The sequence below is a fragment of the Solwaraspora sp. WMMB762 genome (assembly GCF_049179115.1).
Lineage (GTDB): Bacteria > Actinomycetota > Actinomycetes > Mycobacteriales > Micromonosporaceae > Micromonospora_E.
In genome coordinates, this window is sequence record NZ_JBMHMD010000001.1 from 5,880,312 (window position 1) to 5,894,189 (window position 13,878).

The 13,878-nt window shown below is 67.8% G+C and carries 17 protein-coding genes and 1 pseudogene; 12 read left to right on the plus strand and 6 right to left on the minus strand.

Features of this window, described 5'->3' with window-relative positions; genetic code table 11:
- Positions 1-53: 53 nt before the first annotated feature.
- Positions 54-242, minus strand: a complete 189-nt coding sequence (locus ACN27J_RS26360; protein WP_421370319.1) for a DUF397 domain-containing protein — start codon at positions 240-242, stop codon at positions 54-56.
- Positions 232-1,080: a helix-turn-helix domain-containing protein gene (locus ACN27J_RS26365; RefSeq protein ID WP_421370321.1), complete on the minus strand. Its 849-nt coding sequence runs from the start codon at positions 1,078-1,080 to the stop codon at positions 232-234. Before ACN27J_RS26365 ends, ACN27J_RS26360 begins: the two co-directional genes overlap by 11 nt.
- A 229-nt stretch (positions 1,081-1,309) precedes the next feature.
- On the opposite strand from ACN27J_RS26365, the gene ACN27J_RS26370 reads away from it, so the two are divergent.
- The 3 genes from ACN27J_RS26370 to ACN27J_RS26380 all read left to right on the plus strand — a co-directional run bounded on the left by ACN27J_RS26370 (position 1,310) and on the right by ACN27J_RS26380 (position 4,143).
- A complete protein-coding gene (locus ACN27J_RS26370) occupies positions 1,310-1,453 on the plus strand; it encodes a hypothetical protein (RefSeq protein WP_281551641.1) in 144 nt (47 codons plus the stop codon).
- The gene (locus ACN27J_RS26375) at positions 1,450-2,700 is read left to right on the plus strand and encodes a helix-turn-helix domain-containing protein (RefSeq protein ID WP_421370323.1); all 1,251 of its coding nucleotides are present in this window, start codon (positions 1,450-1,452) and stop codon (positions 2,698-2,700) included. Before ACN27J_RS26370 ends, ACN27J_RS26375 begins: the two co-directional genes overlap by 4 nt.
- Positions 2,701-2,844: 144 nt before the next feature.
- Positions 2,845-4,143 (plus strand): ATP-binding protein, encoded by a 1,299-nt coding sequence (locus tag ACN27J_RS26380; protein WP_421370325.1) that lies wholly within the window; start codon positions 2,845-2,847, stop codon positions 4,141-4,143.
- An 11-nt stretch (positions 4,144-4,154) separates the two neighbouring features.
- Here ACN27J_RS26380 and ACN27J_RS26385 read toward each other — a convergent pair whose 3' ends face one another.
- The 4 genes and pseudogenes from ACN27J_RS26385 to ACN27J_RS26400 form a co-directional block, all read right to left on the minus strand.
- Positions 4,155-4,472 carry a helix-turn-helix domain-containing protein gene (locus ACN27J_RS26385; protein ID WP_421370326.1) on the minus strand — a complete coding sequence of 106 codons (318 nt, stop codon included), beginning with the start codon at positions 4,470-4,472 and terminating at the stop codon, positions 4,155-4,157.
- A gap of 82 nt (positions 4,473-4,554) precedes the next feature.
- The gene (locus ACN27J_RS26390) at positions 4,555-4,854 is read right to left on the minus strand and encodes a helix-turn-helix domain-containing protein (protein ID WP_289211317.1); all 300 of its coding nucleotides are present in this window, start codon (positions 4,852-4,854) and stop codon (positions 4,555-4,557) included.
- Positions 4,855-4,856: 2 nt separating this feature from the next.
- A pseudogene (locus ACN27J_RS26395) lies at positions 4,857-5,093 on the minus strand (type II toxin-antitoxin system RelE/ParE family toxin); the annotation flags it as partial.
- A gap of 10 nt (positions 5,094-5,103) precedes the next feature.
- Positions 5,104-5,946, minus strand: a complete 843-nt coding sequence (locus ACN27J_RS26400) for an IS5 family transposase (protein ID WP_421364797.1) — start codon at positions 5,944-5,946, stop codon at positions 5,104-5,106.
- A gap of 337 nt (positions 5,947-6,283) precedes the next feature.
- Here ACN27J_RS26400 and ACN27J_RS26405 point away from each other — a divergent pair, with 337 nt between their 5' ends.
- The 9 genes from ACN27J_RS26405 to ACN27J_RS26445 all read left to right on the plus strand — a co-directional run bounded on the left by ACN27J_RS26405 (position 6,284) and on the right by ACN27J_RS26445 (position 13,869).
- Entirely contained in the window at positions 6,284-6,625 is a 342-nt protein-coding gene (locus tag ACN27J_RS26405; protein ID WP_421370328.1) for an ArsR/SmtB family transcription factor, read from the plus strand.
- A gap of 3 nt (positions 6,626-6,628) precedes the next feature.
- A complete protein-coding gene (locus ACN27J_RS26410) occupies positions 6,629-7,138 on the plus strand; it encodes an SRPBCC family protein (RefSeq protein WP_421370330.1) in 510 nt (169 codons plus the stop codon).
- A gap of 94 nt (positions 7,139-7,232) precedes the next feature.
- Positions 7,233-7,502: a hypothetical protein gene (locus ACN27J_RS26415; protein ID WP_421370332.1), complete on the plus strand. Its 270-nt coding sequence runs from the start codon at positions 7,233-7,235 to the stop codon at positions 7,500-7,502.
- A gap of 198 nt (positions 7,503-7,700) precedes the next feature.
- Positions 7,701-9,200, plus strand: a complete 1,500-nt coding sequence (locus ACN27J_RS26420; protein ID WP_421370334.1) for a hypothetical protein — start codon at positions 7,701-7,703, stop codon at positions 9,198-9,200.
- A 176-nt stretch (positions 9,201-9,376) separates the two neighbouring features.
- Positions 9,377-9,760, plus strand: coding sequence for a DUF1622 domain-containing protein (locus tag ACN27J_RS26425; protein ID WP_421370336.1), 384 nt, complete (start codon positions 9,377-9,379; stop codon positions 9,758-9,760).
- Positions 9,761-9,842: 82 nt separating this feature from the next.
- A complete protein-coding gene (locus tag ACN27J_RS26430) occupies positions 9,843-10,295 on the plus strand; it encodes a ChaB family protein (RefSeq protein WP_421370338.1) in 453 nt (150 codons plus the stop codon).
- A 412-nt stretch (positions 10,296-10,707) separates the two neighbouring features.
- A complete protein-coding gene (locus ACN27J_RS26435; RefSeq protein ID WP_421370339.1) occupies positions 10,708-11,532 on the plus strand; it encodes a p-hydroxycinnamoyl CoA hydratase/lyase in 825 nt (274 codons plus the stop codon).
- A complete protein-coding gene (locus ACN27J_RS26440; RefSeq protein ID WP_421370341.1) occupies positions 11,529-13,079 on the plus strand; it encodes an AMP-binding protein in 1,551 nt (516 codons plus the stop codon). Before ACN27J_RS26435 ends, ACN27J_RS26440 begins: the two co-directional genes overlap by 4 nt.
- A gap of 91 nt (positions 13,080-13,170) precedes the next feature.
- A complete protein-coding gene (locus ACN27J_RS26445; protein WP_421370343.1) occupies positions 13,171-13,869 on the plus strand; it encodes a DUF899 domain-containing protein in 699 nt (232 codons plus the stop codon).
- The last annotated feature ends 9 nt before the right edge of the window (positions 13,870-13,878 follow it).

Consider the following 13,878-nt stretch of genomic DNA (forward strand, 5'->3'; position numbering starts at 1 on the left):
GTGCGCTCGTGGCGGCCCGTGTTGAAAGCCGCCACGAGCAGTGGAGCCAGGGGTTACGGGCGGGCGCCGTGGGTCTTGATGGTGGTGGTGAAGGTGGTCCAGGCGGCGGGGGCGAAGGTCAGCGTCCCGGCGGCGGGGGCTTTGGAGTCGCGTACGTCGATCTGGGTGCCCCGGTCGCGGACCTCGACGCACTGGCCGTTGTTGCCGGACCGGCTCGACGTGCGCCAGGTGTTACGTTCCATCCTCGCTCAGCTCCTTGATCAGCTTGACCGACTCGGCCGGCGACCTTGCCAGCATGCTGAGATTGTCGTACGCCGCCGAGATCCGCGCCAGGTCACGGGTTGACTCAAGGAACAGCTCGCCGGCCAGGGTCTCGATGTAGCCGAGCGGTGGATCGTCCCGCTCGAAGCTGAGCAGAGCGAAGCCGCTGGTGATGGCCAGGTGTGCGCCGGCTTCGAAGCGCAGCACCTGGATCGTGACGTTGGGCAACTCGCTGAGCGTGACCAGGTGGGAGAGTTGGTCGCGCAGCACGTCCGGGCCGCCGACCTCGGTACGCAGCGCCGCCTCGGACAGGATCGCCTTGAGCCGCAGCGGTGTCGGTTGCCGGTGCAGCACCTCCTGTCGGGTCATCCGGGTGGCGACTCGCTGGTTGACCGTGTCCGGGTCGACCTCCCGACCGATGATGTTGACCTCGCGGGCGTAGCGCTCGGTCTGGAGTAGACCGGGCACCAGCGTCGGCTCGTAGTTCTTGAGCTCGACGGCTTCGGTCTCGTAGGCGATGTACGTCGCGTACTTGCCGCCGACGCGCTGCCACCAGCCGTCCTCGCGCAGGTCGCGGGCCTGGGCCAGCAGCGACGAGCCGGGCTCGGCGTCGAGCGGGACGCCGTAGGCGACGAGCAGCTCCATGACGTCACCAGCTCGTGGCTTGATCTCGCCGGACTCGATCCGGCTGATCCGCGACGACGAGCAGCGGACCGACTTGGCGACTTCCTCGCCGGTCAGGCCCTTGGCTTCACGGAGCTTGCGCAGATCGCGGCCGAGTCGCCGGGAGCGTGGAGTGGCTGGGGCAAATCGAGGCATGGCCATGATTCTGCACGACCGTTGCTCATCTGTCTGCCCCTAAGGACATGCTTCTGTTCATTGATCATGAACGTAGGCTTGCGATGCATCAAGTGATGCTGCAATCTGTAGTCGATACGCCACGGATCAGCCCCGCAGGGTGTGTCGCTGCGGCAACGCGGCGACCCCTCGGGGGTCAGGGCGTGGCAACGCTCCGACCCGCCGGCCCCGCCAGAAGGTGAGAGTGCTCGTGATCGCCAGACTGCTACCGATCGTCTTCGCCGGCCTGATGCCCGGCTTCCTCCTCGGCCTGTTCGCGTTCCGGGTCAAGTCCCGGTGGTGCCCGCGCTGCGGGGCGACCACCGAGGAGATCCACCGGAGCATGCACCGATGACCGCGCCCGGCCGCCACCGCATCGCCGACCAGCCCATCGGCCGGCGGATCGCCCAACTCCGCGCCCGGCGTGGCCTCACCCAGCAGGTCTTCGCCGACCGCATCGGCAAATCCCACTCCTGGGTCGACAAGGTCGAACGCGGCATCCGATCCCTCGACCGCATCTCCGTCGTCCACACCGTCGCCGCCGTCCTCGGCGTCACCCCCGAGGTCATCCTCGGCCCCACCACGGCCAGCCGACCCGAACCCGCCACCGACACCACCACGGCCGCCGTCGAACACCTGCGCACCGCCCTCGCCCGCTACGACACCCCCACCCCCGACCAACCCACACCGCCCGCCGACGACCTGCACCACCGCATCCAGTACGCCCACACCGCCTACCAGCACGCCCACTACCCACAACTACTCCGCACGCTGCCCGACCTGCTCACCCACACCCGCCACACCACCACCAGCGACGCCCCACCCGACACCGCGTACCTGCTCACCCGGGTCTACCGACTCACCGCCCACCTTCTGACCAAACTCGCCGAACCCCACCTCGCCTGGCTCGCCGCCGACCGCGCCATCGCCACCGCCAACGGCCACCCCCGACACACCGCCGCAGCCGCCATCGCCCTCACCCAGGCACTCCGCGCCCTGCACCGACCCACCCTCGCCACGCAGGCCGCACTCACCGCCGTACCACTCATCACGCCGGCCACGACCGACCACCCGGCACCGGACGACCAGGCCCTCGCCGGCACCCTGCTCATCGAAGCCGCCCTCGCCGCCGCCACCGGCAACGACCCCGCCACCGCCCACCAGCTCACCGACCACGCCGACACACTCGCCGCCACCATGAGCCACCACCAGCGGCGCCCCGACCACGGCGACACAACCACCGCCTTCGGGCCGACCACGGTCAAGCTCGCCCGCGCCCACCTCGCCGCCCACCTCGCCGCCGCCCTCGGCGACCCACACCAGGCCATCACCCACCACCAGCACGCCACCGCCGGTCACGGCTGGCGCCAGCTACCCGCCGAACACCGCGCCGCTCACCTGATCGACATCACCCGCGCCTACCTCGACACCGGCAACCCCACCGCCGCCGCCCGCGCCATCATCGCCGCCGACCAGATCGCCCCCGCCGAAACCCGCACCCGACCCACCGCCCACACCGTCGTCGCCACGCTCCTACGGACCGCACCCACCCCCGGCCTGACCCGCCTCGCCACCACCATCGGCCTCACCCCGCGAACGTGACCAGCCGGCTGCTGGACCGCGACTCCCTGTGAAGTGCTCGAAATTTGGCAGCTCGGTTGCTCAAATTTTGGTATCCGCACTTCTCGAATAGTGGTAGTTTCACCTCCTGGGATTCGGTACTTCATTGCTACGGAGGGGGCCAGGGTGCTGGAACCACTCGCCGGGATCGCGCAGCGGCGAGTCTCTGCGCTGCTCGATGACCTGCTCCGGGTGGAGCCGGTCATCGCCCTGCACGGCCCTCGCTCCGTTGGCAAGTCCACGGTCCTACGCGCGCTCGCCGACCGGCATGGGGTCCCCGTACTGGACCTGGACGAGTTGGGCATTCGCGACGCGGTGGTGGCCAACCCGCAGACAGCCGTCACGACGCCGGGCCTGCTCTGCGTGGACGAGTATCAGCATGCCCCGCAGATCCTCGACGCGTTGAAGGCTCGACTCAACCGCGAAGGCAGCCTTCCGGGTACCGCCGCGCTGACCGGGTCGACCCGCCAGGACGCGCTGCCCCGCACCGCGCAGGCACTCACCGGCCGCCTGCACACCATGACGATCTGGCCCCTGTCACAAGGAGAGATCAGCGGCGTCCATGAGGATTTCCTGCCGGCACTTCGCGCAGCGCCCGACGCGACCGTCGCAGCCCGGCCAGCGTCGACGACCACCCGGACGGAGTACGTCGATCGACTCTGCGCTGGAGGGTTCCCCCTGGCCCTGCGCCGCACAGGCCCCGCGCGCGACCGTTGGTTCGACGACTACGTCCGCCAGTCGCTGGAGCGCGATGCCATCGAGCTTGTCCGGGTACGTCAGCGCAGCATGCTGCGCGAGCTGCTGGGTCGACTGGCTGGAAGAACCGGGCAGGTACTCAACCTCACCAGCGCGTCCCAGGGCCTCGCAGGTGAGCGCAAGACCATCGAAGGCTACGTCCGCCTCCTCGAAGACCTATTTCTCATCGACCGACTTCCTGCTTGGGGTACGACGCTACGCGCGCGAGCCGCAGCATCACCGAAGGTGCATGTCGTCGACACCGGGGTGGCCGCCCGGCTGATGCGAGTCTCTCCCGCCAAACTCGCCACACTCGACCCGACCGCCTTGACGGAGTTCCGGCACCTCCTCGAGAGCTTCGTCGTCGGCGAGCTTCGCAAGCAGGCCTCCTGGCTTGACGAAAACGTAACTACGGGGCACTGGCGCACCTACGACGGCGGCGAGGTCGACTACGTCATTGAGTTCGACGACGGCAGGGTCCTTGCGTTCGAAGTCAAGGCGAACGAACGCGTCGCGGGCGCAGACCTCAAAGGCCTCCGAGCGCTACGAGACGCACTCGGCGACAGGTTCATCGCCGGCGTGGCGTTCAGCACCGGACAACGCTCGTTCACCTACGAAGACCGCATTCACATCATGCCCGTCGACCGACTCTGGACACCTATCAGCGGCTACCTCACGCTGACGCGGTGATGGGGTGCGGGTCAGGCGATCGCGGCGATGGCGCCGTCGTCGAAGTAGATGGCCTGGTGAAGCCGGCCACCGAGCGCGGCGGCGTAGCGGGCGACGACATCCTGTCCGGAGATCTTGCCCTGTTCGATCTGGGAAACCCGGCCCTTGGTGACGCCCATCCGGTCGGCGACCTGTTGCTGGGTCAGGCCTCGGGCCTTGCGTACCTCGGCGAGGCGGTGCCCGACGACGGTGGCCAGCAGTTCCCGCTTGCCGGCCTCGACCGCCTCCTCGCCGCCGACCCGTTCGACATAGGCGCTCCGGACGTCACTCCAGCGTGTGTAGCTCGTCACGGCCTCACCTCCTGCATGGCACCTTCTCCTCGATCGATCTCGCAGCTGGGCAGACTCCACCACTGATCTGCTGTCAGCCTCGTCAGGCAGCGGCGTCGCGGGGCTCGAAGCCGACCTTCAGGCTCACTCCCAGCGCCGCTGCCAGTCGCTCCAGCACCACGAGTGTCGGCACGGTCCCGCCAGCCTCGAACCGGGCCACCGCAGACTGCGTCATCCCCGACGCCGTGGCCAGCTGCGTCTGACTCCAACCGCGACGCTCGCGCAGCTCACGCACCGAACGACCGAGCTCGAACGCCAACCGCGCCGCCTCGTACGCCTCAGCGGCACCCGGCTCAGCCAACCGCCGCTCCCGCATCGCAGCCCAACCGCCACCCTCACCCATGACTAGACCTCCTCCTCGCCCTCAACCTGGTGTGCCTCGTCGATACACCGCGCCAGCGCCTGCCGCGCTCGGTCGATCTCCCGCTCCTCGCGCATCCGGGTCTTGAAGAAGACCGTCAGCAAGATGATCCGCCTTCCAGGCCCGATCCAGTAGGTGACCCTTACCGCGTGCTGCTCAAGGTGGAACCGCAACTCACGGAGCTTCCGATCAAGCTGCTTCGTGTAAGAGGCCGCGCGGAATGGTTGGTGGTCATCGGCGGCGGGTGGGGCGGTTGTCCCATCGGTAGAGGGTCCATGCGCGTCGGGTGAGGCTGCGGACGGTGATGATCGCGTCGGCGAGGTCGAAGTACGCGTCGATGACCTTCTCTGTTCGTTCGTAGCAGCGTTGCAGCCGGTTGAACGCGTTGTGCCAGCTGTTCGTCCGTTCAACGTGCCACCGTTGGCTCGCCTGGATGGGTGCCTTGTCGCCCTTGTGGGCGATCTCGCCGGTCAGGCCGCGTTCGGCCAGCAGCGTTCGGGTGGTGGCGGAGTCGTAGCCGGCGTCAAGGTGCACCGTGATGGTCGGCGGTAGTGGGCCGAGGTCGTCGAGGTGATCGAGGGTGGGTGCCAGCAGGGGCGAGTCGTGTCGGTTCGCGCCGGCCAGGACCCGGCCGAGGGGAATGCCGTAGCCGTCGACCATCGTGGAGCGTTTCATGCCCTGCTTGCCCCGATCGACGGGGGACCGTCCGGCGCAGTCACCGCCGCCGGGAGCCTTGGTGATGCAGCCGTCTACGGCGATGTCACTCAAGACCAAGCCGACGAGCCGGTCGTAGGCGTCCACGGCGATCTGCTTGAGCTGGGCGAACACCCCGAGGCGGATCCATTCGTCACGGCGGCCGCGGATCGTGGTGGCCGAACAGGTGGCATCGGCGATCGCCTCGTAGGAGCAGCCGAACCGCAACACCTGAACCAGCTTGTCGAACACGATGCGGTCATCGACCCGTCTACGGTGACAGCCCAACGGGTGTGTCGGTTGGTAGGTCGGCCGATCGGGTAGCAGCGCGGCGAACTGGACCCACAACGGCTCGATCAGCCATGCTGGGATGGCAGGCACAGAACCTCCCGTGATCACGGAGCGTCAGCAACTTCATGATCACTAGTTCTGTGCCTGCATCCGTTCAGGCGCGCCGATCAACCCACCATTACGCGCGACCGCTAAGGCTCGCCCAGTAGCGGCCCCTGCTCGGCCAGCAGGTCGACGTAGAACGCGGCTCGGGCGAACAGGGCACTCGGCAGACTCTCCAACCACTTCTCTACTTCCGGTTCCAGCTCCACGACACCCAGGGCATAGCATAGATGCTATAGCAGCACGGCGGCCACAGCTTGGCCCGACGTCAGCTTGACTGCGCGACCCACTTGACGCATTCCGTTATGGGAATATGATGACTGCCGTGGCACGAGCAGCGACGACGTCGGACGTCTTCAACGCGATCGCCGAGCCGCAGCGCCGGGACATCCTGGCGTTGCTGCGGGCGGGCGAGTGGCCGGTGACCGACCTGGCCCGGGAGCTGGGGATGAGCCAGCCACGGGCGTCCAAGCACCTGCGGGTGCTCCGGGAGGTGGGGCTGGTGCGGGTCCGCGAGGCGGGTAAGCAGCGCCTCTACGGCCTGGACGCGCGCGGCCTGCGGCCGATCCACGAGTGGGTCGGCGGGTTCGAGCAGTTCTGGAACGACAGCTTCGACCGGCTGGACAGCTACGTGCAGGACCTCAAGCAGACACGACAGGAGCAGTGACCGATGGCAGGAGCAGAGCGGGAAACACCGGCGAAGCCGGCGACGGCCGATCGGGAGATCGTGATCTCCCGAGTCATCGACGCCCCACCGGAGCTGGTGTTCGAGGCGTTCACCGAGGTCCGGCACCTGTCACGGTGGTGGGGTCCGGAGGGGTTCAGCACCACCACGCGGTCCTTCGAGTTCCGGGTCGGCGGCGAGTGGGACTTCGTGATGCACGGCCCGGACGGCACCAACTACTCCGAATGGATCACCTGGACCGAGATCGTCCCACCGCAGCGGATCGCCCTGCTGCACGGCGAGTCCCGCGACGACCCGAACGCCTTCGAGTCGACTCTGGCCTTCGCACCGGACGGCGCGGCGACCCGGATCGTGATGCGTACCGTCTTCCCCACACGCGAGCTGCGCGACCAGGCCGTGGAGAAGTACCACGCGATCGAGGGCGGCGAGCAGACGCTGAGCAACCTGGCGGCCTACGTCGCCGAACTCACCCAGCGGCAGGAGGAGGGTCGCTGATGGCCGGCGCACACCCCGGCAGCAGGGCAGCACCGGTCGAATGTAACTCGAAATGTAACCAGAGTCGTGGAATGTAAGTGGCCGGGAGTTACATTTGGCTGCTGGCAGAATGTCCTGCTCATGGTGTTGCTGCGCGCCGAGCCTGCACGGAGGCGACCGCAACGAGGCCCAGCGCGGCTTCGCGAAGTGGCTCGACAAGTCGATCGCCGACCGTGGTCTGCTCGACGTGCTCCGCAAAGGAGTCAAGGCCCAGGGGGTACGGATCTGGCTCGCCTACTTCCGTCCGTCGTTCGTGGATTCTGACGCGATCCTGACGACTGCCGCAGCAACCGGCTCACCATGGTCCGCGACCCCACCGAGCTGATCTTCGCCCACCGGGCCACAAGGCCGGATCACCGCCGCCGCTAGGCGCTACCCCGAGGCGCGCTCAGCGGCTATGGACCGGAACGTCACGGGGTTGCGGTGCGTCATCGGTTGTGGCTAATGTGCGCTGTCCTCTGTAAGCCTCTCAGCTGATCCGCTGCTTCGACATTCCATCGGGGGAAACCGCAGCATGCCCAGAATGACAGTTTTCGGCCGGCTCGCCGCCGGCTGTGCCGCCACCAGCCTGGCCGCTCTTTCGATCGCCACCCCGGCACAGGCCGTGGAGACCGACGAGATCGCCTGGGTCTCGCCGTTCATCGAGTACGTGACCAACATCGGGATGGACGCGACCACACCGAAGCCGATCGAGATCACCATCAGCAACAGTTCGCCGACCTCGGCCGTCGACGTGTCGGTGACGATCGACGCGTCCGACGTGTCGGACGCGTTCCGGATCGACCTGCCCGGTGCCAGCCAGGGTTGCACGGTCGCCGGCAAGGTGGCCACCTGCATGCTCGACGAACTCGCCGGCGATGCGACGCACGCCTACCAGGTCGACGCCCTGCCGGGTGACCTGGACGTCCTGCGGTACTGGGGCGTCATCGAGGTCACCACCTCGGCCGCGAACATGCCCGAGGAGCAGCAGACCACCGGCAGGGTCCAGCTCACCGGGCCCGGGGTCGATCTCGTGGTCGGTGAGATCGACGATGTGACGCTGCAGCCGGGAGAGAGCACGAACGTGCCGGTCCAGGCCACGAACGTCGGCACGGTGGCGGCCGCCGGCGTACAGGTGGTGCTGAGCACCGGACTGGACCTCGAGCTGCCGGACCGGTACGACAACTGTGAGTACAACCCTGACTTCCTGGAGCTGACCTGTCAGATCCTCGGCGAGGTCGGCCCGGGCGAGGTGTTCTCCCTGCACGAGGAGACCCCGCTGCGGGTCAAGGTCGGCGAGACCGCACCCGGCCCATCCGAGCGGATCGTCACGGTGGCGGTGCTGCCGCTGGGCGACGACGAGGTCGCGGCCCTCGGGGCGATGTCTGCCCGATCCGCCGGCAACGAGCTCCGTCTGGCCGCCCTGGATCCGCTGCCGGACATCAACGAGAGCGATAACTGGACCGACTTCCTGGTCACTATTCCGAAGCAGCCGGCCGACTCGGTGGCGATCGGCGCGACGGTGCAGGGGGCGGTCGGTGACGTGGTCGACATCGAGGTCGGCATGCGCAACGACGGCCCGGCCGACCTGATCCTGCCGGGCGAGGCCTGGGCCCCGTCCGCGCTGGTGACGCTGCCTGTCGGAGTCGAAGCGGTTGCCGTCGGTGACCGCTGCGCCCCGGTCGTCGACGGGAGCCCGGTCTGGGACGACCGCGGTCAGCCCAACGGCCTGGTCTACTTCTGCCGGCCCACACACAGTCCGGTGGCGGGGGAGACGTTCCACTACCCGTTCCAGGTGGAGATCGTCGGCGCGGCCGGTGCCGCCGGTTCGATCGTCATCGACGGCGGCGTGCAGGACCCGGACACCGGTAACAACACCGCCGAGATCACCCTCGGCAGCGGCGGCGAAGGTGCCGGCGGCGGGCTGCCGGTGACCGGAGCCAACGCCGGGCTGCTGGCCGGCGTCGGCGCGGTCCTCGTCGTCGCAGGTGCGGTGGCCGTGGTGATGTTCCGTCGCCGTCGGATCGTCACCGTCGTCGACTGACATTCAGAGGAGCATCCGACCGTACGTCGTTCATCTGGACCCCGCCGGGCTCGCCCGGCGGGGTCCGATGCTGTCTGTCCAATGCGATAGGCAGTGAAGATCGCTTCATGCGCGTATAGCGTGATTTATCCTGGTCGTGCATCGGGCGTCGACTGATTCGGACATTGTGACCAGAGATGAACTTCGAGGCAGCTGTCCTGTTCATCGGTACGACGGTCGACGCCCTCGGTGTGCTGATCATCCTCACCGGGCTGGTCGTCGGCACGGTGCTCTACCTGCGTGGCGCGTTCCGTGAGCGGAACATGCGGGCGACCTACCGTCGGTACCGGCAGGACATCGGCCGGGCGATCCTGCTCGGGCTGGAGTTCCTCGTCGCCGGGGACATCATCCGTACCGTGGCGATCTCGCCGACCTTCCAGAGCGTCGGCGTGCTGGCCATGATCGTCGCGGTGCGTACCTTCCTCAGCTTCTCCCTGGAGGTCGAGCTGGACGGCCGGTGGCCGTGGGGCCGGCGACGTCGCACCGGCGACGATGCCGGGGCGATGGAACGACAGGCATGACCGGCGGCGTCGTGGGTATGGGATGTGGTACGGCGAAACTCAGTGCCGCCCCCGGCGCAGACGACGTCCGTGAGGAGGAACGATGGCCGCCAAGCGGGAAAAGGCCGACAAGCACCAGCAGGCCGAGCAGATGCGCGACGACGTGCCCAGCACGATCGCCCGCTCTGACGACAAGGCCGTACGGACCTACAAGAAGACCCTGGAGTCGGCCGAGGAGAGTTACGGCGACCCGGCACGGGCGCACCGTGCGGCGTACGCCTCGTTGAAACACAGCCACGAGAAGGTCGGCGACCACTGGCAGCCAAAGGACAGCCTGGGCCCGTCCGATCCACAGGCGGCCCAGGGGACACCACGGTCGCTGCGCCAGCCGCGCGAGACCGCCCAGGGGGTCGACGCCAACGCCAGCAAAGGTCACCTCGACGACGTGGCGCGCCAGGTCGGCATCGACCACCCGCAGGACATGAACAAGGACGAACTGGTCAAGGCAATCGAGAAGGCGAACGCGCGGGCGACCGCGAAGGCCCGAAAGAAGTGACCGCCTGACGCACCTGAAACGTCCGCGACTGACCGTGTGACCCGGTCCCGGCTGTAGCCGGGACCGGGTCACACGACCTTGCGGGTGGTCCGAGGGGCTGCGGACCGCCATCCCGGAATTCTTCCGGACCGGGCTCCACCGCGTCCTCTCCCAGAATGCCGTTACCTGCCGCCCGGTCGGCGATTGTGGGCAATATTCGGCAAGCGGTGCGGTGAATCATGCCGTATCGGCCTTGACGGTTCACCGGGGCAAGGCAACACCAAAGAAGCGTGCCGGATCGGTACTTGTGATGCTCGTAGCGCGGCGGGCCTACCGGAGGCTGCACTATCTAAATCCGGTTTGTACGGCCGAGCAAGCGGCCAAGGTCACGTGCGCGCTTTTTTCGTTGCCCGACCGGAAAGAGGGAACCGAGATGATGGTGCTGGAAACCGTGAACCTCGAGATGGACGGCCCGGTGGCCACCATCTACATGAACCGCCCGGCCAAGAAGAACGCGATGAACCCGCAGATGCACCGGGACATGAACCAGGCCCTCGACACGATCGAGGCGGCCGGCAACGTCAAGGCGGTCGTGGTGACCGGGGTCGGCGACAGCTTCAGCGCCGGGATGGACCTCGAGGAGTGCTTCCTGCAGCCGTTCGACGACCCGCAGCTGTTCTACCGGACCAACCTGGTCGCGCTGACCTGGTTCAAGCGGCTCAAGGCCTTCCCGGCGGTGACCATCGCCAAGGTCAACGGGTTCGCGTTCGGCGGCGGCCTGCTGGTCACCGGCCTCTGCGACCTGGCGGTGACGTCGGAGACCGCGCTGTTCGGCCTGTCGGAGATCAACTTCGGGATCTTCCCGGCCGGCGGCGCCACCTGGGCGGCCACCCACAACCTGCCCCGCAAGCAGGCGCTCTACTACATCCTGACCGGCGACACCATGACCGGCCAGCAGGCGCAGGAGTACGGCCTGGTCAACAAGGCGGTGCCGGCCGACCAGCTGGACGCCGAGACCGACCGGATCGTGCGGAAGATCGCCAAGAAGAATCCGATCACCCTGGAACTGGCCAAGCAGGTGTACGAGCGCACCACCACGATGGACCTGCCGACCGCCATCGACTACGACCAGGCCAAGCTCTGGGAGCTGTCCCGGCTCAGCGGCAACGAGTGGGTCAACGTCGCGCTGAAGCAGTTCGAGAAGCGCGCCTACCAGCCGGGGCTGAGCACGTACAGCCGGGCGGAGACGAAGTCATGACCACCACCACCCCGACGCCGACGACGGTCGACATCCCGGACCTGTCGCTGCCGGCGTTCGTGCTGCAGCGCGCCGAGCAGTACGGCGACCGTACGGCACTGGTCGACGTGGCCGGTGGCGACGGCTACACGTACCGCCAGCTGGCCTCGATGGTGCGTCGGCTGGCCGCCGGGCTGCACGCCCGCGGCTTGCGCCGGGGCGATGTGCTGGCGATGCTCGCGCCGAACGTTCCCGAGTACCCGATCGTGGTGCTCGCCGCGTCGCTGGCCGGCGGCACGGTCGTCGTGCTCAACCCGATCGACACGCCCGACGACCTGGCCGGCCACCTCACCGACGCCGGCGCGAAGCTGCTGGTGACCGTACCGTCCGAGGTGCCCAAGGCGGCGGCGCTGGCCGCCCGTACCAAGGTCGAGGAGATCGTGGTCATGGGCGCGGCGGACGGCGCGACGCCGCTGTCCGAGCTGCTCAGCGACGACCCGGCGCCGGAGGTGGCGATCGACCCGGCGCAGGACGTCGCGGCGCTGCTTCACTCCAGCGGCAGCACCGGACGTCCCAAGGGGGTGATGCTGACGCACCGCAACATCGTCGCGACCGTGCTGCAGACCAGGACGGTCACGCCGCTCGGCGCGGACGAGAAGGTGCTCGCCATGCCGCCGTTCCACCACGCGTTCGGTCTCATCATGGTGATGAGTGCCAGCCTGCTGCAGGGCGCGACGATCGTGACGATGCCGCGGTTCGACCCGGAGGGGTACGTCAAGGCGATCCACGACCACCGGATCACCCGCCTCTACATCGTCCCCACCCTGGCCGTCCTGCTGGCCCGCAGCCCGCTGCCGGACCGGTACGACCTGTCGTCGGTCCGGTCGATCGTCTCCGGCGGCGCCGCGCTCGACCCCGAGATCGCCCGGCTCTGCCGGGAACGTCTCGGCTGCCACATCGCCCAGGGGTACGGCCTCACCGAGGCGATGACGTCGTTCATGCAGCTCGAGGAGCCGTTGGTGCCCGCGTCGGTGGGCCGCACGGCGCCCAACGTCGAGTGCCGGATCATTGACGTGACCACCGGTGCGGAGCTCGGCGCGCACCAGCGGGGCGAGATCCTGATCCGGGGTCCGCACGTGATGAAGGGGTACCTCAACGCCGCCGAGGTGACCAGCAAGGTGCTCCGGCCGGACGGGTTCCTGCACACCGGTGACCTCGGCTACCTCGACGACGACGGCGAGCTGTTCCTGGTCGACCGGATCAAGGAGCTCATCAAGTACAAGGGACAGCAGGTCTCCCCGGTCGAGCTCGAAGCGGTCCTGATGACCCACCCGAAGGTGGCGGACGCGGCGGTGATCGGCGTGCCGGACGAGGAGGCCAGCGAGATCCCGAAGGCCTTCGTGGTCGCCAAGGAGCCGACCACCGAGCAGGAGCTCATGGCGTTCGTCGCCGAACGGGTGGCGCCGTACAAGAAGATCCGGCAGATCGAGTTCATCGAGCAGATTCCCCGTACCCCGGTGGGCAAGATCGAGCGGCGTCGGCTGAAGGAGCGGACGTTCAGCTCGTAGTCGGTGCCGGGCAAGCGGGGAGAAGTCCCGGCGACCAGTTTCCTGTCATTCTGGCCATGGATGGTTCCGGCCGAAGTTCTGAGGAGATCTGATGAACCCTCCGCAAGTTGTCTCCAGAGAAGAATGGCTGGCGGCTCGTACAGCGCTGCTGGAGAAGGAGAAGGAAGTCACCAAGGCGCGGGACATGATTGCGGAAGAGCGCCGCAATCTCCCGATGGTCAAGGTGGAGAAGGAGTACCTCTTCGAGGGGCCGAACGGCACGCTGACGCTGCTCGACCTGTTCGAGGGGCGTCGCCAGCTCGTCGTGCGGCACTTCATGTACGCCCCGGGCGACCAGGAGGGCTGCATCGGCTGCTCGATGCAGGCCGACAGCGTCGGCGAGCTGTCGCACATGTGGGCCCGGGACACCACCTTCGTGATGATCTCGCGGGCTCCGCTGGCCGACTTCCAGGCGTTCAAGGCCCGGATGGGCTGGGAGATCCCCTGGTACTCGTCGTTCGGCAGCGACTTCAACTACGACTACGAGGTCTCCACCGAGCAGGGCGAGTCGCCCGGCGTCAGCGCCTTCTACCGCGACGGCGACGACGTCTACTTCACCTACTCGATCTTCGACCGGGGTGGTGAGATCTTCAAGAACTTCTACAACTACCTGGACATCACCCACCTCGGCCGGCGCGAGGACGAGCTCGAGCACCCGTGGGACTGGTGGCGTCACAAGGACAGGTACGACGCGGAGAACGCGGCGGTGCCGGGCACCAACTGGTGGAACGGCACCAGGTTTCAGAAGTAGCCCCTGATC

Coding starts and splice junctions, on each gene's coding strand:
- ACN27J_RS26410 (WP_421370330.1), top strand. CDS start 6,629: ATGGCAGGAGCAGAGCGGGAAACACCGGCGAAGCCGGCGACGGCCGAT.
- ACN27J_RS26360 (WP_421370319.1), bottom strand. CDS start 242: ATGGAACGTAACACCTGGCGCACGTCGAGCCGGTCCGGCAACAACGGC.
- ACN27J_RS26430 (WP_421370338.1), top strand. CDS start 9,843: ATGGCCGCCAAGCGGGAAAAGGCCGACAAGCACCAGCAGGCCGAGCAG.
- ACN27J_RS26365 (WP_421370321.1), bottom strand. CDS start 1,080: ATGCCTCGATTTGCCCCAGCCACTCCACGCTCCCGGCGACTCGGCCGC.
- ACN27J_RS26440 (WP_421370341.1), top strand. CDS start 11,529: ATGACCACCACCACCCCGACGCCGACGACGGTCGACATCCCGGACCTG.
- ACN27J_RS26420 (WP_421370334.1), top strand. CDS start 7,701: ATGACAGTTTTCGGCCGGCTCGCCGCCGGCTGTGCCGCCACCAGCCTG.
- ACN27J_RS26445 (WP_421370343.1), top strand. CDS start 13,171: ATGAACCCTCCGCAAGTTGTCTCCAGAGAAGAATGGCTGGCGGCTCGT.
- ACN27J_RS26435 (WP_421370339.1), top strand. CDS start 10,708: ATGATGGTGCTGGAAACCGTGAACCTCGAGATGGACGGCCCGGTGGCC.
- ACN27J_RS26425 (WP_421370336.1), top strand. CDS start 9,377: ATGAACTTCGAGGCAGCTGTCCTGTTCATCGGTACGACGGTCGACGCC.
- ACN27J_RS26375 (WP_421370323.1), top strand. CDS start 1,450: ATGACCGCGCCCGGCCGCCACCGCATCGCCGACCAGCCCATCGGCCGG.
- ACN27J_RS26390 (WP_289211317.1), bottom strand. CDS start 4,854: ATGGGTGAGGGTGGCGGTTGGGCTGCGATGCGGGAGCGGCGGTTGGCT.